Annotated in this window: 19 protein-coding genes; 15 read left to right on the forward strand and 4 right to left on the reverse strand. The window is 70.1% G+C overall.

Annotated elements, in window-relative coordinates; all coding sequences use genetic code 11:
- The first annotated feature begins 2 nt into the window (after positions 1–2).
- From ON29_RS08040 to holA, 13 genes are all read left to right on the forward strand, one after another.
- Positions 3–1,430, forward strand: a complete 1,428-nt coding sequence (locus ON29_RS08040; RefSeq protein ID WP_040865517.1) for a vWA domain-containing protein — start codon at positions 3–5, stop codon at positions 1,428–1,430.
- A gap of 9 nt (positions 1,431–1,439) precedes the next feature.
- Positions 1,440–1,781 (forward strand): MmcQ/YjbR family DNA-binding protein, encoded by a 342-nt coding sequence (locus ON29_RS08045; protein ID WP_040865518.1) that lies wholly within the window; start codon positions 1,440–1,442, stop codon positions 1,779–1,781.
- A gap of 53 nt (positions 1,782–1,834) precedes the next feature.
- Complete coding sequence (locus tag ON29_RS08050; RefSeq protein WP_040865519.1) at positions 1,835–3,685, forward strand: HSP90 family protein; 1,851 nt, start codon at positions 1,835–1,837, stop codon at positions 3,683–3,685.
- A 2-nt stretch (positions 3,686–3,687) separates the two neighbouring features.
- On the forward strand, positions 3,688–5,649 hold the full coding sequence (locus ON29_RS08055; protein WP_051174979.1) for a tetratricopeptide repeat protein: 1,962 nt from the start codon (positions 3,688–3,690) through the stop codon (positions 5,647–5,649).
- 103 nt (positions 5,650–5,752) lie between these two features.
- The gene (gene nadD / locus ON29_RS08060) at positions 5,753–6,394 is read left to right on the forward strand and encodes a nicotinate-nucleotide adenylyltransferase (protein WP_083863297.1); all 642 of its coding nucleotides are present in this window, start codon (positions 5,753–5,755) and stop codon (positions 6,392–6,394) included.
- A 28-nt stretch (positions 6,395–6,422) separates the two neighbouring features.
- Entirely contained in the window at positions 6,423–6,833 is a 411-nt protein-coding gene (rsfS, locus tag ON29_RS08065) for a ribosome silencing factor (RefSeq protein WP_040865522.1), read from the forward strand.
- Positions 6,830–7,489: a histidine phosphatase family protein gene (locus ON29_RS08070; protein WP_373283853.1), complete on the forward strand. Its 660-nt coding sequence runs from the start codon at positions 6,830–6,832 to the stop codon at positions 7,487–7,489. The genes rsfS and ON29_RS08070 overlap by 4 nt, the downstream gene beginning before the upstream one ends.
- A gap of 751 nt (positions 7,490–8,240) precedes the next feature.
- Complete coding sequence (gene octT, locus ON29_RS37630; RefSeq protein ID WP_040865577.1) at positions 8,241–8,936, forward strand: diglucosylglycerate octanoyltransferase; 696 nt, start codon at positions 8,241–8,243, stop codon at positions 8,934–8,936.
- Positions 8,937–8,939: 3 nt separating this feature from the next.
- Complete coding sequence (locus ON29_RS08080; RefSeq protein WP_040865523.1) at positions 8,940–9,782, forward strand: DegV family protein; 843 nt, start codon at positions 8,940–8,942, stop codon at positions 9,780–9,782.
- Between the two features lie 72 nt (positions 9,783–9,854).
- Positions 9,855–10,340, forward strand: a complete 486-nt coding sequence (locus ON29_RS08085) for a GNAT family N-acetyltransferase (RefSeq protein WP_040865524.1) — start codon at positions 9,855–9,857, stop codon at positions 10,338–10,340.
- Between the two features lie 892 nt (positions 10,341–11,232).
- Positions 11,233–12,066, forward strand: coding sequence for a ComEA family DNA-binding protein (locus tag ON29_RS08090; RefSeq protein WP_245548862.1), 834 nt, complete (start codon positions 11,233–11,235; stop codon positions 12,064–12,066).
- A gap of 59 nt (positions 12,067–12,125) precedes the next feature.
- On the forward strand, positions 12,126–14,840 hold the full coding sequence (locus ON29_RS08095) for a ComEC/Rec2 family competence protein (RefSeq protein ID WP_245548863.1): 2,715 nt from the start codon (positions 12,126–12,128) through the stop codon (positions 14,838–14,840).
- A 95-nt stretch (positions 14,841–14,935) separates the two neighbouring features.
- Positions 14,936–15,907: a DNA polymerase III subunit delta gene (holA, locus tag ON29_RS08100; RefSeq protein ID WP_040865525.1), complete on the forward strand. Its 972-nt coding sequence runs from the start codon at positions 14,936–14,938 to the stop codon at positions 15,905–15,907.
- 372 nt (positions 15,908–16,279) lie between these two features.
- Here holA and ON29_RS08105 read toward each other — a convergent pair whose 3' ends face one another.
- Positions 16,280–16,912 (reverse strand): maleylpyruvate isomerase family mycothiol-dependent enzyme, encoded by a 633-nt coding sequence (locus ON29_RS08105; RefSeq protein WP_040865526.1) that lies wholly within the window; start codon positions 16,910–16,912, stop codon positions 16,280–16,282.
- Between the two features lie 539 nt (positions 16,913–17,451).
- Positions 17,452–18,522 (reverse strand): aldo/keto reductase, encoded by a 1,071-nt coding sequence (locus ON29_RS08110; RefSeq protein WP_040865527.1) that lies wholly within the window; start codon positions 18,520–18,522, stop codon positions 17,452–17,454.
- Positions 18,523–18,645: 123 nt separating this feature from the next.
- On the opposite strand from ON29_RS08110, the gene ON29_RS08115 reads away from it, so the two are divergent.
- Positions 18,646–19,701, forward strand: coding sequence for a helix-turn-helix transcriptional regulator (locus ON29_RS08115; protein WP_245548864.1), 1,056 nt, complete (start codon positions 18,646–18,648; stop codon positions 19,699–19,701).
- 7 nt (positions 19,702–19,708) lie between these two features.
- Here ON29_RS08115 and ON29_RS08120 read toward each other — a convergent pair whose 3' ends face one another.
- Positions 19,709–19,954 (reverse strand): hypothetical protein, encoded by a 246-nt coding sequence (locus ON29_RS08120; RefSeq protein ID WP_040865529.1) that lies wholly within the window; start codon positions 19,952–19,954, stop codon positions 19,709–19,711.
- Positions 19,955–20,129: 175 nt separating this feature from the next.
- Positions 20,130–20,390, reverse strand: coding sequence for a 30S ribosomal protein S20 (gene rpsT, locus ON29_RS08125; protein WP_040865530.1), 261 nt, complete (start codon positions 20,388–20,390; stop codon positions 20,130–20,132).
- A gap of 601 nt (positions 20,391–20,991) precedes the next feature.
- Between rpsT and ON29_RS08130 the strand changes: the two genes are divergently transcribed.
- Complete coding sequence (locus ON29_RS08130; protein ID WP_040865531.1) at positions 20,992–21,780, forward strand: aquaporin; 789 nt, start codon at positions 20,992–20,994, stop codon at positions 21,778–21,780.
- Positions 21,781–21,801 lie beyond the last annotated feature (21 nt).

Below are 21,801 nucleotides of genomic sequence, written 5' to 3' on the forward strand. Positions count from 1 at the left end.
CCGTGGCGGCCGGGTCGGTCCCCGCCGAGGTCGCGTCGCTGAGCGCGCCGCACGGTATTCCGGGGCATCTGGTCGGCTTCGTGGAGGCGCTGCGGGCGCGCGGCATTCCGGTCGGCCCCTCGGAGACGGTCGACGCGGGCCGTGTGGTGACCGTGCTCGACCTGATGGACCGCGAGGTCCTGCGCGAAGGGCTGGCGTGCTCGTTGCTGCGGCGCACCACCCACCGGGCGACCTTCGACGGTCTGTTCGACCTGTGGTTCCCGGTCGCCGTCGGGGAACGCGCCGCGGCGGAGGACGAGATCGAGATCCCGCACACCCGCTCGGGTGATGTGGACATCCCCGCCCTGCGCGAACTGCTCGCGCAACTGCTGGCGCAGGAGTCGGCGACCCCGCAGCTGGAAGCGCTGGCCGCGCAGCTGGTCGAGCAGCTGGGCCAGTACCAATCCGCCCGCGGCCCGTCTTTCTCGTCGTATCAGGCGCTGAAAGAAGTGCAGCCGCAGACGTTGCTGGCGAAGATCCTCGCGGGTATGGCCCTGGGGCCGGACGCGAGCGAGTTCGACGCCGAGATCGCGCGCCGCGCGGCCCGCCAGCGCATCGCCGGTTTCCGCGCGACCGTCGAGGCCGAGACCAGGCGGCGGGTCGCCGAGCGGATCGGCCGCGAACGTGTGGCGAGCTACGGCGTGGCCCGCCAGGCCGAAGAAGTCGATTTCCTGCGCGCCTCCGAAGCCGAACTCTCCGAACTCAAGCGCAGCACCCAGCGTTTGGCTCGCATCCTGGCCGCGCGCCTCGCCGCGCGCCGCAGGCACGCCCGTCGCGGTGCCATCGACCTGCGCCGGACCCTGCGCGCATCCATGTCCACCGGCGGGGTCCCCATCGATCTGGTGCACCGCAAGCCGCGACCGGGCCGCCCGGAACTGGTGCTGCTGTGCGACGTCTCCGGTTCGGTGGCCGGCTTCAGCAACTTCACGCTGCTGCTGGTGAGCGCGCTGCGCGAACAGTTCTCCCGGGTGCGCATCTTCGCGTTCGTCGACCAGATCGACGAGGTGACCCGATTCTTCGACCCGCACACCCAGCTGGATCGGTCGATGGCCCGGATCTTCGGTGAGGCGAGCGTCGTCGGGCTGGACGGGCACTCCGACTACGGCAACGCGCTTGCCGGGTTCGGCAGGGATTACCCGGACGCCGTCACCAGCCGCAGCTCGCTGCTGATCCTCGGCGACGCCCGCACGAACTATCGTGACCCCGAGTTGAACACGCTACGGTCGCTGGTCGAGGTCGCCAAACACGCGCACTGGCTCAATCCGGAACCGCGCAGCCAGTGGGGCTCCGGCGATTCCGCCGCCGACAAATATCGCGATGTGATCGAGATGCACGAATGCCGCTCGGCCAAACAGCTCACCGCGGTTGTCTCGCGGCTGCTGCCGGTGTAGAAGACCGGCATGGACGATTCCGCGCTGCTGAGCTACTGCCTGGCGAAGCCGGGAGCCTGGCAGGACGAGCCGTGGGAAGGCGACGTGGTCGCCAAGGTCGGCGACAAGATCTTCGCTTTTCTCGGTGCGACGTCGGTCGGCCTCAAATGCGGACGGACTCGTGAGGAGGCCGACGAGCTGGTCCGGGTGTATCCGGACGACGTGACGGCCTCGGCCTATATCGGGCGATACGGCTGGAACGTCATCCAGTTCGGCGGCGCCGTCTCGGATAACGAACTGTACGAGCTGGTCGATCTCTCCTACGAGGCCGTCGTGCGCAAGCTGCCGAAGAGCAAGCGCCCGACCCTCTGACCGAAAGGGTTCGTTAAGCGAACCTTTGGCGTGCGCCGACAAGATCGGCGGCCATGGTGAACAGAACGCCGCGCGATCCGGCGGCGGTGCACAACAACTATTCGTTCCAGGTCGACCTGCGCGGGATAGTCGATCTGCTCTCGCATCACCTCTACTCCAGCCCTCGGGTCTTTCTCCGCGAGCTGTTGCAGAACGCTGTGGACGCGGTCACCGCTCGCAACCGACTGGATCCGCTGGCGCCCACCGCGATTCGGCTCACTGTAGGCGAAACCGGCCTGCGGATGAGCGATCCCGGCATCGGCTTGACCGAGAGCGACGTCCACCGGTTCCTCGCCACCATCGGCCGCTCGTCCAAGCGCGACGACATCGAAGGCGCTCGACGGGAATTCCTCGGGCAGTTCGGGATCGGCCTGCTGGCCTGCTTCACCGTCGCCGAGACCATCCGAGTGGTCAGCCGATCGGCCATCGACCCGACGGCGCCGCCCGTCGAGTGGCTGGCCTCGGCCGATGGTACCTATTCGGTGCGCGCGCTCGACCCGGCGGACTACGCCGAGCCGGGCACCTCCGTATGGCTCACCGCGCGTGGGGGAGCGCAGGAGTGGTTCCAGCCACGCCGGGTGACCGATCTGGCGCGTGAGTTCGGGTCGCTGCTGCCCTACGAGGTGACGGTGGAGTCGGACGCAGGGGTGACGACGGTCACCGAGGGTGTCCCGGTCTGGCGGCGCGTGTTCGCGTCGGCGGACCAGCGCAGGGCCGCCCTGCTCGAATACGGACGCCGGACGCTGGGCTTCCCCCCGCTCGACGTCATCGAACTCGAGGCCGGTGCGGCCGGGGTCAGCGGTGTCGCCTATGTGCTGTCCCAGCCGGGAAACCCGTCCGAAAGCAGTGCGCACCGGGTGTACCTGAAGGGAATGTTGCTCGGCGACGCGGTGCGCGGCGTACTGCCGGACTGGGCGTTCTTCGTGCGCGGGGTGATCGACACCGACACGCTGCGGCCCACCGCGTCGCGGGAGGGGCTCTACGAGGACGAGCGGCTCGCCGTGGTGCGTGAGGTGCTCGGCGATCGGATCCGGGACTGGCTCACCGAGATCGCCGCCGAACAGCCCCAGCGGTTGGCCGCGTTCCTGTCCGTACACGCGCTCGGGGTGAAGGCGATGGCAAGGCATTCGGCCGACCTGCTGCGGATCATGCTGCCGCATCTGCATTTCGAGACCACCGACGGGCGCGTGCCGCTCACCGAGTTCACCCGCAACCACCGCACCGTGCGGGTGACCGCGACGGTCGAGGAGTTCCGTCAGGTGGCGGCCACCGCCGCCGCGCAGGGGATCGGCGTCGTCAACGGTGGCTACGCCTACGACCGCGAGCTGGTCGCGCAGCTGCCCCGGCTGCTACCCGGCGTCGAGGTGGTGGACCTGGACGCCGTCGCGATCACCGCAGCGCTCGACCCGGTCGACCCCGGCGAGGAATTGGCGCTGGCCCCGGTGCTGGCGCTGGCGCGGACCGTGCTCGACCCGCTCGCGTGCGATGTGATCGTGCGCGCCTTCCACCCGGTCACGGTGCCCGCGCTCTACCTCGACGGCCGCGCCGCCCGCAACGAACGCGCCAGGGCGCAGACCGCCGAGGACGCCGACGAATTGTGGGCCGAGATCCTCGGCGCGTTGGCGGTCACGACGCCGCGTGCTCAGCTCGTGCTCAACCATCACAGCCCGATCGTGCGCAGGTTGTCCCGCATCGGCGACCCGGCCTTCCTGACAACCGCGGTCGAATCGCTCTACGGCCAAGCGCTGCTGATGACCCACCGTCCGCTGAGCGCGGCCGACACGGCGTTGCTCAACCGCGCCTTCGGCGAATTCCTCGGCTGGGCCACCCAACGCGCCGCTGACCGCGGCGAAGAGACGGAGTGAGCATGGACGCCGCCGAGATCAACGCCGCACTGGCGCACATCTACGCGCTGCCGCACGGCCGGACGCGGACCGAGCGACTGGAGACCCTGGCCGCGGCCGCGAAAACCGGTCCGGATCGCGCGCTCGAAGGCAGGGTGCTGCTCGAGCTGGCGCAGTCCTACACCTACGCGGGCGAACGCGATCTGGTGCCCGTCGTCTACGGCAGGTTGCTGCGCGTCTACGACGATCATCCCGCCGAATTGGGCCCGATGACGCATTCGGTGCACTGGTACCTGAAATGGATGACCTGGGGCATGATCGACAACCCCGCGATACCGCTGTCCACGATCGATCGCTGGTTCGTCGAGCTGGACAACCGCTACCGGCAGCGCGGCTACAGCCTTCGCCCGGTGCTGGCGCTGCGCTCCGAACTCGCTCGCGAGATCGGTGACACCCCGGCCGCCGCCGCGTGGCTGGCGCAGGCCAGGGCCGCCGCGCGCGACAGCATGTCCGACTGCGACGCCTGTGAGCGTAGCGAGTGGGGTGTGACGAGCGTGTACCTCGGCGACGACGAGGCCGGGCTGGCGCAGTGGAAACCCGTGCTCGACGGCGACCGGTCGTGTGCCGAGGAACCGCACCGCGTGCTGGCCGAGGCATTGCTCCCGCTGGTGCGCACCGGGCGCGTCGCGGCCGCGCGCGGCGCGCACCTGACCGGGTACCCACTGGTCCGGCACACCGAGGACCTGCGTCCGTCGGTGGCGTTGCACGTGGAATTCTGCGCGCTGACCGGCAACGAAGCGCGCGGGCTGGAGATCCTCGCCGAACACGCGAGCTGGCTGGCCGATTCCGGCGCCGACGCGGGCGCGCGGCTCGCGTTCGCGACCGGTGTGTGCGTGCTGCTGCGCAGGCTGGTCGCGCTGCGACTGGGCGATCTCCCGCTGGCGGACGGGACGGTGGAATCGGTGCGCGCGAAGCTGGAAACCGAGATCGGCGCGCTGTGCGCCCGCTACGACGCCCGCAACGGCAACAGCGCGGTCAGCCTGCGCACGGCCGCCCGGCTCGCCGCCGAGCCGCTGCTCGAGCGGCTGCCGCTCGGTGTCCGCAGCACGCTGCCTCGCGCCGCGCACCTGCCGGACAGCGGTCCGGCGGCCGACGACTTCTCCGGCGATCGAGCCGGTGAGGTGCGCAGGCTGGCCGAACTCGGCGCCGCCCGGCTCGCCGATACGCCCGAGGAGGCGGAAGCGCATCTGCGGGAAGCGCTGGCGCTCGGCACGCCGGTGCTGACCGGGGAGGAGGCCGCCCGGCTCGGCGCGCAGCTGGTCATCGCCATCGCGAGCCAGCCGGACCGCGAGCTCGATCTGGCCGACGCCGCGGTGCGCGCCGCCGCGCGCTGGGAGGGACTGTCCGAACCGGACGTGCTGCACCACACCGTGGTCGCCGCGCGCGCGTTCCACCGCGCCGAGCGCCACGGGGAGGCGGTCGCCCTCTTCGAACAGGCGCTGGCCGGCGGTGCCATCCCATATCCGTCCGGTGAACTGGCGGTGGTGCGTGCCCAGTTCGGCCGCTCCCTGGACGCACTCGACCGCCCTCGCGAGGCGGCGCGGCAGTTCCTCGAAGGGGCGCGTCTGGTCGAGCACGATCCGGAACGGACGAAGCTGCACGCCGAGCTGGCGTGGTCGGCCGCAGGCGCGCTCGAGCACTGCGGGCAGGACGACGAGGCGGTGGCGGCCTACCACCGCGCCGCCGAGCTGTGGGCCCCGCTGGGCGCGGTGGCTGCGCGGGCGGCTTGCCTACGGTCGGCGGCATGGCTCCAGGTGTCCCCCGGAGCCGATCCCGAACCCTGGCTCACCTCCATGCGGACGCTGACCGCCGAGCTGGCCCTGCTGGCCGAACGGTCGGCAGAGGCGGCGGAGGAACTTGCGCACACCCGCGAACAACTGGCCGGCATGCTGCGAATCGGCGGCGTCCCGGAAACCAGCGCCTGAGGCTCGCGGCGGACCGGACTGCGGGCGGGTGTCCACAGTTCGGTGGCCGCCCCTCGCTGACCGGCCCGTGCGGGCCGTGCGCGACCCGTTAAGCTCGGCAGTCATGCACGAGAGAGGTCGGCGCGGCCGCAAGCTCGGGGTGATGGGCGGCACGTTCGACCCCATCCACCACGGGCATCTGGTCGCCGCCAGCGAGGTCGCGCACCGGTTCGACCTGGACGAAGTGATCTTCGTCCCGACCGGGCAACCGTGGCAGAAATCGCACACGCAGGTCAGCCCGGCCGAGGACCGGTACCTGATGACCGTCATCGCGACCGCGTCCAATCCGCGGTTCTCGGTGAGCCGCGCGGACATCGATCGCGGCAAGATGACCTACACCGTCGACACCCTGCGGGAGATGCAATCGGCGCATCCCGGTGCCGAGCTGTACTTCATCACCGGTGCGGACGCGTTGGCCAGCATCCTGACATGGCAGGATTGGGCGGAACTGTTCGACCTGGCGAAGTTCGTCGGGGTGAGCCGTCCGGGGTACGAGCTGAACATCGATCACCTTCAAGAGCACCTGCGGGATCTTCCGGCGGATGCGGTGACCATGATCGAGGTCCCCGCGCTGGCGATCTCGTCGAGTGAATGCCGTCGCCGCGCCGCCGAGAACCGGCCGGTGTGGTACCTCGTCCCCGACGGCGTGGTGCAGTACATATCGAAGCGGCACCTGTATGTGCCCGGAGCAGCGGAAGGTAGCTGAGCGTGAGCGAGCGCAGCGAGGTGCGGGCATGACGGCGTCGACCGAATCGGTGGAGATCGCGCAGGTCGCCGCGCTGGCCGCGGACGAGAAGCTGGCGTCGGACGTGGTGGTGCTCGACGTGTCCGAGCAGCTGGTGATCACCGACTGCTTCGTGATCGCGTCGGCGCCCAACGAACGCCAGGTCAACGCCATCGTCGACAACGTGGAGGAGAAACTACGCGCGGCCGGGCACAAGCCGGTCCGGCGCGAGGGCACCCGCGAAGGCCGCTGGGCGCTGCTGGACTACGTCGACGTCGTCGTGCACATCCAGCACAACGACGAGCGCAATTTCTATGCGCTGGAACGTTTGTGGAAGGACTGCCCCGTCGTGCCGGTCACCGGCCTCACCGGGCCTCCGGAGACACGCTCGGCGGCGACGGAGGACGAGGCGCGATCGTGAGCAGACATGCCGGCGTGCGCACCTTGATCCTGTTGCGCCACGGGCAAACCGAATGGAACGCCGCCGACCGGATGCAAGGCCAGATCGACACCGATCTCACCGAACTCGGTCGCAGACAGGCCAAAGAGGCCGCACGCGAACTGGTTTCGCGCAACGCCATCGCAATCCACTCCTCGGACCTGCGCAGGGCCTTCGACACCGCGACGGCACTGGCCGAGCACACCGGCCTCACCGTCGTGCCCGACACCAGGTTGCGGGAGACCAACCTCGGCGACTGGGAGGGCCTGACCCACCTGGAAGTCGACGCCGACTACCCGGGCGCGCGCATGACGTGGCGGCTGAACGCGGACTACACCCCGCCCAACGGCGAGAGCAAACTAGAGGTCGGTGCGCGGTCGCTGCCGGTGGTGCGGGAGTTGCTGGTCGAGCGACAGGATTGGCCCGGCCGGACTATCATCCTGGTGGCGCACGGCGGGCTGATCGCCGCCCTCACGGCCGCGCTGCTCGACCTGCCGCCGCAGAACTGGCCGATCCTCGGAGGACTGGCCAACACCAGCTGGGTGCAGCTCAGCAGTCACGGCCCGAGCATCGAACAGCCCGGCTGGCGTCTGGATGTGTGGAACGCGGCGGCGAAGGTAGCACCGGATGTCCTCTGAAGAGCCGATCAGATCGGTCCCCGACGAACTGTTCCGTAAGGTGTCGGCCAAGCCCGAACGGCAGTTGCCGGACGCGTTGTTCGGCGGCCCGACACCGGCTGCCCGCGAACCCGAGGCAACGTCCGGGGATGCCTCGGACTCGGCCGTGGAAAACAACGGCCGGTCCGAGTTTGCCGAGGAATCCGACGCGGAGGACGACGTATCCGGCGGCATCGTCGCCGGAGCGGAGCCGCGACCGCGCGCCGCCGCTGACACCTCGCCCGTCGCCTCGGAACCGGTTGCCGAGTTGGCGGAAACGCTCGGCGAATCGGTGGCCTCGGCTGCGGACGGAGCCGAGACAGCGGACGCCGAATCTTTCGCCGCAGCACCGAATGGATCCGCGGAGTCCGGCGAACCGGTTGCTATGAACGCGGTGGCGGCGATCGCGGAATCGGTTGCCGCAGCACCGATCGGGTTCGCAGCAGAGTCCGGTGAACCGGTGGCTACGGTGGCGGACAAGCTCGCGGCCGACGCGCTTGCCGAATCCGCCGCGCCGGATGGGCTAACAGCAGTGCTCGGCGAATCGGCGGCGGACGGGTCCGCGGCCGACGCGATCTCCGCGCCCACCGACGCCGTGATCGAGCCCGCCACAGCGCCGACCGGGCCCGCCGTGTCAGCGGAAGCCGAACTCGCGGCGTCCGATCCGGCCGCTGCCGCTTCGGAATCCCTTGCCGCCGACGAGCCGGCCGAAACACGCGAAGCCGCGCGCCCGGTGCTGCTGGTGATCGCCGACTCGCTCTCCTACTTCGGGCCCAAGGGCGGACTGCCCGCCGATCATCCGCGCATCTGGCCGAATCTGGTTGCCGCCGAACTCGATTGGGATGTCGAATTGGTCGCGCGGATCGGCTGGACCTGCCGCGACGCCTACTGGGCGCTGATCGGCGATCCCCGGGTGTGGGCCGCGGTGCCGCGCGCGGGTGCGGTGGTCTTCGCGGTCGGCGGTATGGACACGCTGCCCTCGCCGCTGCCCACCGCCCTGCGCGAGTTGATCCGCTACGTGCGCCCGCCTGCTCTGCGCAGGGTAGTGCGCGCCACCTACAACTGGTTGCAGCCGAAATTGTCGAAACTCGGCAGGCCCGTGGCGCTTCCGCCGCAGGTGAGCGTCGACTATCTGGAACAGTCCCGCACGGCGCTGGCGCAGTTGCGCCCCGGCCTGCCCGTTGTCGCGGTACTGCCGTCGGTGCACGACTGCGCGGCCTACGGTCGCGTGCACTCCGGTAGACCGCGGGCCGTCGAGGCACTGCGCGCCTGGTCGGGCCGGACCTCGGTGCCGCTGGTCGACCTCGGTGAAGCGGTGCGCGACAACATCTTCTCCGGCGATGCGAACCCGGACGGCATCCACTGGGGCTGGGACGGGCACACGGCGGTGGCCAACGCGATGGTGAAGACCCTGCAGGAGGTTCGGTAGTCCGTGGCAGTCGTGGTCGTCACCGATTCGTCCGCCGGCCTCCCTGCCGAACACCTCGACGAACTGGATATCGCCGTTGTCCCGCTGCACGTCCTGGTCGGTGACCGGGCGATGCGGGAAGGCGTGGATCCCGTCGATATCGACTACGCCTCCGACACCGTGACCACCTCCGCCCCCTCACCCGGTGAGCTGCGCGAGGTCTACGAGCGGGCCTGGGAGCGCAGCGGCGGCGACGGCGTTGTCGCGGTGCATCTCTCCCGTCGGCTGTCCGGGACCTGGGAGGCCGGGCGACAGGCCGTGCGCGACATGGACGCCGCCGATCGCGTCCGCCTGGTCGACTCGCTGGGGGCCGGGCTGGCCACCGGGCTGCCCGCGCTGGCCGCCGCGCGCCGAGCCTCGGGCGGGGCGCCGCTGGACGTGGTCTACGACGCGGCGGTCGCCGCCGCCGCGCGTGCCCGCACGTTCATCCTGGTCAATCGCACCGAGCAGCTGCGCCGCGGCGGCAGGCTGTCGTCGGCGGCGACGTTCTTCGGCAGCGAGCTGGTCACCAAGCCGCTGTTGCACATCGTGGAAGGGCGGCTGGAGCTGCGCGAGAAGGTCCGGACGCGCTCCAAGGCGTACACGAAACTCGTCGCCGCGGCGGTCGACGCGGCCGGTGAGGACGGTGCCGCGGTGGCCGTGCAGCACCTCGGCGCCGAGGAGGCCGCGCAGACCGTCGCGGGCCAGTTGCGCGAACTCGTCCCCGGCATCAGAGAACTCATCGTCGCCGAATTCGGACCCGCGCTGGCGGTGCACTTGGGGCTGGGGGCGCTGGGTGTGCTGGTGGTGCCGGGCGGGTGCCACTGAACGTCGCCGTACACAGCGATCTCGGTGATCCGAATAGGGGCGGGCTGTTCGTCCTGTGGTTAGCGTCGGGGCATGAGTGTGTCGAGGCCGCCGCTCCGTTCTCCGCTCACCGTGACCTCGGTCGACTGGGAGCATCCTGACGCGGTGACATTGCGTGCGGAGATGGCTGCCGAGGTCGGGCCGCGGTATGCCCACCTGGCAAAGCAGCTGTCCACTAATCCGAATGCCGTCGACCCGGCCACCGTGCACAGCACTTTTGTCGCCTACTCCGGCGGTCCGGTCGGCCATGCCGCCCTGCGGTGGAACGCGGGGGAACTCGAGGTCAAGCGGATGTTCGTCCGTCCCGCCCACCGTGGCTCGGGCGCCGCGGCCGTGCTGCTCGCCGCCGCCGAGGACGCCGCCCGCACGGCCGGGCAGCCTCGCCTCATATTGCAAACCGGTCACCTGCAACCGGAGGCCGTTCGCTTCTACGAGCGCAGCGGCTATCACCGTATTCCGATCTTCTCGCCGTATGAGGTACTGCCCTTGTCGAACTGCTTCGCCAAGGATCTGGGCTGAGCCGGGAATTCCTCTGATGCTCCGCCGGCCGAGTCGGCCGCGGCGTCGGCGAGGCCGGTCATCTGCTCGCCGTGTTGCGGTGCCGCATGGTGGGCGCCGACGGGTTTGCCGACCGGAAGGTTCTGGTCGGGGGCACGGTCTGCTCGGCGCGTCGGCCCGGATCCGGCGGGCTCGGTGCGCTCGGCCGGAATCCACCGAGCCGTGTCCCGGGAAGCTCGTATGCGAACTACGCGGCGTGTTCGGAGGAATGCGCCGACCGCTCGAGGGCGAGTTGTGCACAGCGCTCCGGTTATCAACAGGTTCGTCGAATCCGCTGGTCGGGCAGATTTTACGGCCGTGTGGCGGCACTACCGTCGCCGCCATGTCACGACAGGACGAACGCGAGCGGGTACGACGGCGATTGGGTGAACTGACCGCCCGGGTCGGCGCGAGCAGAACGGCCGGTGTGGGCGCCGAGACGACGTCGCCGGAAGCCGAGCGGGCACCGTCTATTCGGGCGACGGCACGATCCCACAGCGGCGAATCCGGACGGAGGATCGGGCAGCCGGATCGGGCCGGCGAGTCGAGTACCGCCCGGGCCGCCGCCCGACGCGTGGGGCGGTCCGGCGCGGGGGCGCGTTCGCCGTTTCCCCGCGAAACCTCCTCACTTGCAGCGGTTTCAGGATCGGTGAGTCGCACGCCGCAGGTCGACCGCCCCCAGACGGTGGCTGGGGAAGTGCCGTCCACATCTCGTTCTGGCGGAACAGCGGTGGAAACCCGGGCGACCGGATCCGAGGACGAGGGCTGGCGCGGATCGACACACGAAGGGGGCTTCGCCGATGGTATTGCGCAACAGGGTGAACCAGGTCCGGACGATAGTTCCGGCGGGGCGGGGAAATGGAATCTCTTGCGGTTGCCCGGCCATCCGGCGCCCGACCGGGAGTCCGAAGACGATGTCGGTCGCGTTCGGTCCCCCGGCTGGCTGGCGGAGCCGGTGACCGGCCCCGACTGGCGGCACCGCCTCGTGCCCGAACGATTGCGGGGCATCCGATTCGATCCGGGGCGTCGCGGGGTGCGTGCGCTCGCGCTCGTCGGGCTCGCCGCGATGGTCGTCGCAGGCGTGATCGTTTTCCGCGAGCGCCCGATCGCCCGGCCGGTGCCACCGTTGGCGCTCGGGCAGGCCGTCGCCTCGGCAACACCGGGTACTGCCGCTTCGGCGAGCGTCGTCGCGGCATCACGGGAGCGCGTGGACCCGCCCCCGCCGACGGCCGAATTGGTCATCAGCGTGGTCGGCCTGGTCCAGCGCACCGGTTTGGTCCGCCTCCCCGAAGGGTCGCGTGTCGCCGACGCGCTCGCCGCGGCGGGCGGCCCGAGCGCGGGCGCGGACACCACCGGCCTGAATCTCGCGCAGCGGTTGTCGGATGGCGACCAAGTGCTGGTCGGTCCGGTCACTCCGAGCCCCGGCGGACCGCAGCAGAGCAGCAGCACGATCGGTGCGGGCGGGCGTCCGTCCTCCGGATCCGCCGCCGCACCGAGCCGCCCGTCGGGCCCGGCGGGTCGGATCGACCTGAATACGGCCTCCGAGTCCGACCTCGACGTTCTTCCCGGTGTCGGGCCGGTCACCGCACGCGCCATCGTCAGCTGGCGTGCGGCCAACGGACGCTTCACCTCCGTCGAGCAACTCGGCGAGGTCGACGGCATCGGCCCGGCCCGGCTGGCCCGGCTGCGGGACCTGGTGCGGGTATGACCGCCGGTGGCTTGATCGAGCTGGTTCGCCGGAGGCTGGGATCTCGTGCGGAGTCGCCGGTGGCCGCCACGGGCGAAGGCGTTCGAGGTTCGGAGCAGGGCGTCGCGGCGGAGGATTCCGGCACTGTCCAGGTGCTGGACGCCCGCCTCTTACCGGCCGCGCTGTCCTGTTGGGGCGCAACGATCGTGGCTGTGACGGCGGGGTGGCGAGCCGGGGTGGGGCTGGCGGCAGCGTTGACGGTTTCGGCCATCGGGTTGTGGGTTCTGCTGCTGTGGGCGATCGCGCACCGTGGCGAACGTCGGCGAGCGATAGCGGTGGTGGCCCTCGCGGCCGTGGTACTGGGGGCAGGCTTCGCGGCTGCCGCGGCATGGCGGGAGCATCGGGTCGCGAGCCATCCGTTGCGGGCGGCGGCGGGGCAGTCGCTGCGCGTGGTGGTCACCCCGACGGACGACCCGAAACCACTGCGCGCCAGGGTCGCCGGTGCGGACCGGCAATGGGCGGTCCGGGCGGATCTGCGCGAATACCGGCGCGGGGGTGTGACCGTGCGCGCCGGTGGCGCGGTGGTCGTCCTGGCTTCCGGACCGGAGTGGGCACACTTGTCGCCGGGCGGCCCGGTCGAGTTCCGGGCCCGGGTGGAACAGCCGCGCCGGTCCGATCTCACCGTCGTGACGCTGCACGCACAGGGAGCACCGGTCGCCGTGGGGCCGCTGCCCTGGTGGCAGCGCATCGCCGGTTCGGTGCGCACCGATTTCGCGGCGTCGGCCATGCGGGCACTGCCGCCCGACGCCGCAGGGTTGTTGCCCGCGCTGGTCGTCGGTGACACTTCGGTGCTGTCCGGACAGGTGCGCGAGGACTTCGAGATCGCCGGGTTACAGCACCTGACCGTGGTCAGCGGCGCGAATTTCACCATCCTGCTCTCCGTCGTGTTGTTCGTCGTGCGCGTGCTGACCCTCGGCCCGCGCGGCGCGGTGGCCGTCGCCGTTGCGGCGCTGCTCATGTTCGTCGTCGTCGCGCGGCCGGACCCGAGCGTGCTGCGCGCCGGTGCGATGGGCGCGATCACCCTGCTGGCCGTGCTCACGGGTCGTCGTAAGCAGGCGCTGCCCGCGCTGTGCGCCGCGATCATCGCGCTGCTCGCCCTGTGGCCCGGGCTCGCCGTGAACGCAGGGTTCGCGCTGTCGGTGATCGCGACGGGTGGCCTCATCCTGCTGGCGCCGAGCTGGGGCGACTGGCTGCGTGCCAGGGGATGGTGGCGCGTGCCCGCCGAGATAGTCGCCGTGTCCGCCGGGGCGTTCGTGGTCACGACGCCGATCGTGATCGCGCTCACCGGGCGGCTGAGCCTGGTCGCGGTGCTCGCGAATGTCCTTGTCGCCCCGGTCATCGCGCCGATCACCGTCGTGGGGGCGGGTGGTGCGGTGCTCGCGAGCCTGTGGTCGCCGCTCGCCGACCTGGTCTTGCGTTGCGCTACGCCGCCGCTGTGGTGGGTGCTGTGGGTGGCCCGCCACGCGGCCGCGCTGCCCGGCGCATCCGTCGCGGTGCCGGGTGGTGTGGCGGGCGGGCTGATCGCGGGTGCCGTCGTGGCGGGCGCGATCGCGGGCATGCGTGCCCGAGCCGTGCGACGGATCGCCGCCGCGCTGGTGCTCGGCGTCGCGGTGGTGCTGGTCCCGGTGCGGCTCTGGCATCCGGGCTGGCCGCCGAGCGGCTGGATTCTCGCGGCATGTGATGTCGGCCAAGGCGACGGCCTCGCCCTGTCGGTCGGTCCCGGCGCCGCCATCGTCATCGATGTAGGGCCGGATCCGCGCCCGATCCGCACTTGCCTGGACCGGTTGGGCATCTCGCGCATCCCGCTGCTGATCCTGACCCATCCGCACGCGGACCACATCGACGGGCTCACCGGGGCACTGCACGAGCGTGCGGTCGACGCGATCGCCGTCGGAATCCACGAGCTCGACGGTCTTGCGCCGCCTCCTCCGCCCGGCCCCGGCCGGTCGGCTTCCGAAGTCGAGCCCGGCTGCGGCTCCGCACCGACCGCTACACCGGCCGCGAATGCACCGGCGCTCATCGGTGCCGCGAAGCGCGATCCGGAGAATCATCGCACCCCTCTCACCGGCCGGAGAGACGCGCGAAGGCTGCCGCCGGGCATCTACGAGCACTCCTCCTACGTGAGCAGGCGCGAGCAACTCGATTGTGATCCAGCCGAATTCGAGAGCGAAAGGCCGGTGCGCCCATCGGGTGACGCCCGTACTCCTGCCTCGGGGCTCGCGCAGGTCGCGGCCATCGCCAGAAGCGCGGGAGTGCCGCTGCTGGAGTTGTCGGCCGGGCACGTCCTGAGTTTCGGGTCGATCGAACTCGAAGTGCTCGCGCCGTCAAGAAGCGGGCCGCGACCCGTCCCGGGCGCCGAAACCGAGGACGCCAACGACCGTTCGGTGGTCGTCACTGCCCGCACGCCCGCGGGCCGGATCCTGCTCACCGGGGACATCGAAGCATCCGCGCAGCGAGCTCTGATGCATGCCGGGATCCCCATCCAGGCGGACATCCTCAAACTCCCGCACCACGGATCCCGCACAACGACCAAAGAATTCCTGGACGCAGTACGGCCTCGCCTGGTGCTCGTCAGCGTCGGCGCCGACAACACCTTCGGCCATCCCAACCCCGCCATCCTCGCGGACCTGTCCGCCCTCGGCGCCATGGTGTCCCGCACGGACCGGGAAGGCGACATCGTGGTGTCCGGCAGCGGCGGACACCTACGCGTGACGAGTTCACGAGGTGTCGGTTGAGAACCGTAGGATCGGGCTGTGGACGAGCGCGGCGGATGGAGCAATGCGGCGGTTCCTCGGGGCACGATGCCCTCCGGCATACGGGAGGCGCTGTCGTGAGCGAGCGGCCCGCGTCGGTACATCTGGTGCTGGGGGAAGAGGAACTGCTGATCGAGCGAGCGCTGGGGGCGCTGACCGCGCAGGTGCGGGCGTTGGCCCCGGACCCGGACGCGGTGCCGGTCGATCGCTTGCGCGCGGGGGACGCGAGCACCGCGGAACTCGCGGAACTGCTGAGCCCGTCGCTGTTCGCCGAGGATCGGGTGATCATCCTCGAGGCCGCGGCCGAAGCGGGTAAAGACGCGGTCGCGGTGATCACCGAGGCGGCGCAGAGTCCGCCCGAGGGTGTGGTGCTCGCCATCGTGCATTCCGGTGGCGGACGAGCAAAGGCGCTCGCGCCCGCTTTGCAGAAAGCCGGCGCGGTCACCCACGACTGCGCCAAGCTGACCAAGGCCGCGGAGCGAGTCGAATTCGTCCGCGGTGAGTTCCGCAACGCCGGAGTGCGAGTGTCCGGCGAGGTGGTCCAAGTGATGCTGGAGGCGGTGGGTTCGGACCTGCGTGAGCTGGCGGCGGCGTGCGGACAGCTGGCCTCGGACACCGGCGGGAAGATCGATGTGGCGGCCGTGCGCCGCTACTACTCGGGCAAAGCCGAGGTCTCCGGCTTCGACGTGGCCGAACTGGCCGTGGCGGGGGATCGCCCCGGCGCGATGGAGGCGCTGCGCTGGGCGAACGATCGCGGCGTTCCGCACGTCCTGCTCGCCGACGCGCTCGCCGACTCGGTGCACACCATCGCGCGCGTCGGCTCGGCCGGGCGCGGTGACCCGTTCAAACTGGCCCAGCAACTCGGCATGCCGCCGTGGAAGGTGAAGAAGGCGCAAGCCCAGGCCCGCAACTGGACTCCCGCGACCATCGGCTCCGCCCTCCAGGTGGTCGCGACCCTCAACGCCGACGTGAAGGGCGGCGCCGCCGACGCGGGCTACGCGCTGGAACACGCCCTCACCCGAATACTCGATCTACACGGCGCGGGCTGAGCAGGGCCGGTTCGGTCATCGCGCTGGCCTTGCGTGAGATCGAGTGGCCCGCTCGATACGGAGGCGGGTAGTGGTCGGCGCGGGCACTTGCGGCAGGGCCCGCCGCATCCTGCTTGCCGAGAATGGGCGTGCTCGGTCACATCAGGGCCAGTTCGCTTCGGCCGGTGAGGACGTCGTGACCTGGCGGATCGAGACGACCATCGGTTCCGCGCACTGCGAATGACCACGTCGACCAGGCCGCGTGTCGTGATCAGGTGAGGTGTTCGCGCTTACGAGCCGTCAGCCATTCGCCAGGCACCGTGCCACCGCCGACCAGAATGCGCGCCGCACGGCCTCGTGATCCATGTCTGCGCATCTCGACCGGCTCGACCGCTACAGCGCGCGGGCGAGGTTTTCCACACCCGTGCCCGTCAATCCGGCGAGCCCTGCCGCGCGTCCGGTCGCTACGAGCAGCAGATCGCTCAGCGGGCCTTCGATCTCCGCTGTGCCGGTGCCGGAGGACCACGCCGCGTCGGTGGCCACCAGGCGCAGACCGTGCAGGCGCTTCTTGCCGCCGTAGAACGGGCTGCGCAGTACGTGTTCCAGTGCGACGACGGCCTGCTCGAGGGGCATGGGGTGTCGCCTGCCGAGCGGGCGGGCGATGTCCTGCCCGTGAATCATGGTGTCGATCAGGGGATCCAGTGGTCCGGCTCCCGGCGCCCGCCGCGTCCAGGCGGCACCTTCGCGCAGTTGCGCGATCAGCTCGGCGGGTGAGTAGCGGCTCGCGCGGTCGCGTGCCATGCGCTCCGTCATCCGGTTCCAGTCGCCTCGCGCCCGGAGGATTCCCGCGATCGTCGTACCGAGGGTGACTCGATTGGACAGGGTCAGGTGAGCCAAGACGTCGTGCACGGTCCAGCCGGGGCACAGCGAGGCGGCGGTCCATTCGTGGTCGGCCAGGTCATCGAGGAGGTCGGCGATGGCGAGACGCTCGGCGCGCGTCCACATCGTGATCTCGTCCAGGTCCATGGCCACTCTCCCTCGGTCGTTGCGCTCACCGATGTGGACGGTGCGGCGCACCCGAACTGTTCGGACTGTGAGTCTCGTCACCTTCGTCGAATCAACCGCCACGTGAGCGTCTGAGCGGGATCGGTGAGCACACTGCGCGGTGGTCGCCGTGGTGCCGCGGCTCCCCGGATGGGGACAGGCCCCTTGCGATCCGTGCTGCCCTGGTTCTGCGGCATCGCCTCGGCGCGGAATCCCGTGGGCACGACGCGCCAGTGGCGGGGACGTGAAGACGATCGCCCGGTCGCGGCGATCACGTGTGAGATGGGCGGGTTCGCGCTGCTCCCCGCGTCGTTCGTCCGTCCAGGACACACCCCCGGGACCATCACACGACGAGACAGCGCCGCTGCCTCGGCCGGGCGATGCGGGTCAGGAGGTCAGCGGCCCCAGTAAGAGCACCGATGCGCCGTAAGCCGCGGCGTGCTCGAGAAGCGCGCGACGCCGAGGTCACAGCCTTGTGCGGCGGTGCGGGTCCAGTTCCGCACCGCCGTACGAGGCGACGATCAAGCGCGCCCTTCGATCTTCAGGTCGCCGAAGGTGACGCTCTGGGTCATGGGGCGGTTCAGGAACTCGTGCGGGAAGCCGAGGTCTACCGCGCTGGCCTGTTCGAGCCGGGCGAGCTGGGCGGCGTCGAACTCCACGTCGAGCGCGCCGAGGTTGTCCTCCAGTTGCGCCGCGGTGCGGGCGCCGACGAGTGGCGAGGTGACCGCGGGGTCGCGCAGCGTCCAAGCCAGCGCGACTTGCGAAGGCGTCTTGCCGATTTCGTCGGCGACCTGCTTGACGACATCGGCGATGGCGAGCCCGCGTTCGGTGAGCGAGCCGTTGGCGGCGGCCACGTTCTTGCGGCTGCCCTCGGGCGAACCGTCCGCCTCGTGGTCGAGATCGGCACGGCTGTACTTGCCGGTGAGCACGCCGCTGGCCAGCGGCGACCACGGGATCACGCCGAGGCCCAGTTCGCGCGCCATCGGGATGAGGTCACGCTCGACGGTCCGTTCGATCAGGCTGTACTCGATCTGCAGTGCGATCAGCGGCGACCAGCCGCGCAGGTCCGCGATGGTCTGCATCCGCGCGATCTGCCAGGCCGGCGCGTCGGAGATGCCGAGGTAGAGCACTTTGCCCGAGCGCACCAGATCGTCCATGCCGCGCAGGATTTCCTCGACGGGGGTCAGGAAGTCCCAGGCGTGCAAGTAGAGCAGGTCGATGTAGTCGGTGTTCAGCCTGCGCAAGCTGGCCTCGACCGAGCCGATCATGCTCTTGCGGTGGTTGCCACCGGAGTTCGGATCGCCCGGGCGGCGCAGCATGGTGTATTTGGTGGCCAGTACCAGGCTTTCGCGGTTGTCCGCGGTGAATTCGCCGAGCAGTTGCTCGGAGGTGCCGTTGGTGTACTGGTTGGCCGTGTCGATGAAGTTGCCACCGCGCTCGACGTAGGTGTCGAAGATCTTGCGGGCTTCGTCCCGTTCCGCGCCCCAGCCCCAATCGGCGCCGAAGGTCATGGTTCCCAGGGACAGCGGAGAAACTCGAAGTCCCGAGCGGCCGAGCAGCCGGTAGGTGTCGAGGGTGCGGGCTCCGGACATGTCCAGCTCCTTGTGTTCGCGATGCCGTGTTGTCGATAGCCAGTTTTCAACGGCGTACGAAGCCGAGTAAGGGAAGCTTCATCCTGGGAAGGCCAGTCCTAGGCAGCCGTAGGATCGACGGTGATGACTGGCACGGTGAACTCCACCCAGCGCCGCGAGCTCGGGCCCGGCGGTAGCTCGCGTACCCAAGGGCCCGGGAACGGCGCGGATTCGACTCAGCGCCGCGACCTCGGGTCCGGCGGCGGCAGCCCACGTAGTCACGGACAGCCCGAGAGCGCGGCGGACCCGACTCGGCGCCGCGATGCCGCCGGCCGCGGCACTCCCGGCAACCGCGCAGGTCGCGGCAGCGCGGATCGGGTGCAGGAGATGGGTGCCTTCCTGCGGGCCCGCCGGGAGCGGTTGACGCCGGAGGATTTGGGCTTGCCGCAGCGCAGGCAGGCACGCCGGACACCGGGGCTGCGGCGGGAAGAGGTCGCCGAACTCGCGGGCGTGAGCACCGACTACATCGTGCGGCTGGAGCAGGGGCGCGGCCTGCGTCCGTCGGTGGAGGTGCTCAACGCGCTGGCGCGGGCACTGTGCCTGAACGACGACGAGCGCGCCTATCTGTTCGATCTGGCGCTGCAGCGGCAGCCGGACCACGGCAAGCCGAGCACCGCCCCGGCGCCCGCCCTGGCCATGCTGGTGCGTGATCTGTCGCCGCTGCCCGCGATGCTGGTCAACCACCGCTACGACATCCTGGCCTGGAATCGGGAGATGGCGGCGTTGATCACCGATTTCGGCGCGCTACCGGAGCGGCAGCGAAACTCCATGTGGTTGTGCCTGCTCGACCCGAGCATGCGGGATTTCTATGTCGAGCGCGAACGCGTCATTCGTGAGGGCATCGCGGATCTGCGCGCGGCATGGGCCGCGCACCCGGACGACCGCGCGTTGGCCGACCTGATCGCCGAGTTCACCGCGCACAGTCCGGAGTTCGAGCAGGCGTGGGCCCGCCACGACGTGCGGGTGCAGGGCCGGGGGAACAAGCCGCTGCGGCATCCGCTGGTGGGTCCGCTGGTCGTCAGCTACGAGGTGCTGATGCCCGTGCAGGATCCCGACCAGCGGATCGTCATCTACCGCGCCGTCGACATCGATTCCCAGGCGGCGCTGGACCGGCTGGTCGCCGCTCTGGACGCGCCGTGACCAGGGGCTATTCGGCGGAACTCAGGATCAGTTCACCATCGTCGTCCGCGTCCTCGTAGCGGCCGTCCCACTCCTCGTAGGCGGGCACGTCCTCGTCGCGCGTGACGATCCACTCCAACGAGTAACCGCCGTCGTCGTCGGGAACGAGCACATTCTCGATCTTCAGTCCGAAGCCGAGCACCTCGGCCGCGCGGATCACATCCGGCAGATCCTCGGCGCGAACGACCGTCTGATTGGCATACACGGTTACCATGCGCGGAATGGTAGCTGGAACCTCTGACACGGCGCGGGCCGAATCCCGAAACCCCAGGTAGAAAGGGTGGGGAGCGCTGTTGCCATCTGGGTACGACAAAAGCCGCCGTGGTCGTCGAGGCCACGGCGGCTGCGTCACAGCACGAGCGCGGTACCGGCTTGCGGTACCGGGTGGATCAGAGCTTGTTGAAGGCCAGCGACAGGGCCGACTTCTTGTTGGCGGCCTGGTTGGCGTGGATGACGCCCTTCGAGGCGGCCTTGTCCAGCTTCCGGCTGGCGAACTGCAGGCGCTCGGCGGCGGCGTCCTTGTCGCCGGAGGCCGCGGCCTCGCGGAAGCTGCGGATGGCGGTGCGCAACGCGGACTTGACCGACTGGTTGCGCTTGCGCGCCGCCTCGTTGGTGCGGATCCGCTTCAGCTGGGACTTGATGTTGGCCACGCCGGTTCCTCGTGTTCCTGTCTGGTTGGTCTTTTCTGGGAAAGTTCGTCGAGCGCGCGACATACCCGAGGTGGACGGGTAACGCAGCGCCGAAGATCGAGGTTACCAGTCGCCGTCCTGCGCACGAAATCGACACTCGACCGGTCGGAAGGCCGACGCCCGGGTAGTCGCCCGTCGGGCGATCGGGCTTCCGTGCGGCAGAGGTTCGTGGTGCCAGCCGATGCCTGCGCTCCAGAAGGTATCGCAGCCGTGCGCCCGGCATGCCGCCGCGCAGATCGCGTCCCCGATGTGGTGTATTTCTGGCTACCTCGGTTGCCGGGCGCGCTCCCGACGCTGCCGAGACTTCGGTGTCTACCCGGCGCGACCGGCAGCATCACGCCGGAGAGCAGCATTTTTCCTCGAGAACACCCTCGGTCGACGCCGACGTTCCGCTGATGATGACTCCCTTCCCGAGGACGGCTCGGCGGACCCCGAAGTCGTTGTAGAGATCACTCGACTCGCGTAGCGTCCTCAGAGCAACCATTGCACTTCGAGCGGCTCTGTTGTCGAAGCGGTACCACGACTAGTCCGAGCGCAGGTCTGGAACGCGGAAGGTGGACAGATGTCTCCAACGGCCCAGGAAGTAGTCGAAGAGGCTGTCGAGAACAAACCGATTCCCGAGAGCAAGAAATGGGGCGCCGAGGCGCTCGGCACCTTCGTCCTGGTCATCGGTGGCGTCGGCACCGCGGTGCTGGCGGGGGAGAAGGTCGGTCCGCTGGGCGTCGCGCTCGGCTTCGGCCTGTCGCTGATGTTCCTGGTCTATTCGATCGGGCCCATCTCCGGCTGCCACGTCAACCCGGCGGTGACCGTGGGGCATCTGCTGCTCGGCCGGCTCAGTGGCGTGTCCGCGGCGGGATATGTGATCTCGCAACTGATCGGCGGACTCCTCGCCGGACTCGTGCTGTTCGCCTTGGCCAAGAACCTGCCGTCCTACGATCGGCCGGTCGACGGGCTCGGCGCGAACGGGTGGGGCAAGCACAGTCCGTCGGCGATCCGGGGACCGCTCGGCGAGGTGGTGGTGCAGAACGGGTACGGGGTGGCCGCCATGATCATCGTCGAGGTGATGCTGACGGCGCTGCTGGTCTTCGTGGTGCTGTCCTCCACCGACCAGATCTCCGACGTGCCGCTGGCCGGGCTGTCCATCGGCGTCACGCTGGCGGTGATCCACCTGGTGTCGATTCCGGTGGACAACACCTCCGTCAACCCGGCCCGCAGTCTCGCCGTGGCGCCCTACCAGGACGGTGCGATGGGACAGGTCTGGGCGTTCATCGTCTTCCCGCTGATCGGCGGCGCCCTCGGTGCGCTGCTGTACGGCCTGCTGTACGGCCGTTCCCGCGAGATGATCTCCTGACCCACCCCGCCCGAAGCAGGC

Source organism: Nocardia exalbida NBRC 100660 (assembly GCF_000308575.1).
GTDB lineage: Bacteria > Actinomycetota > Actinomycetes > Mycobacteriales > Mycobacteriaceae > Nocardia > Nocardia exalbida.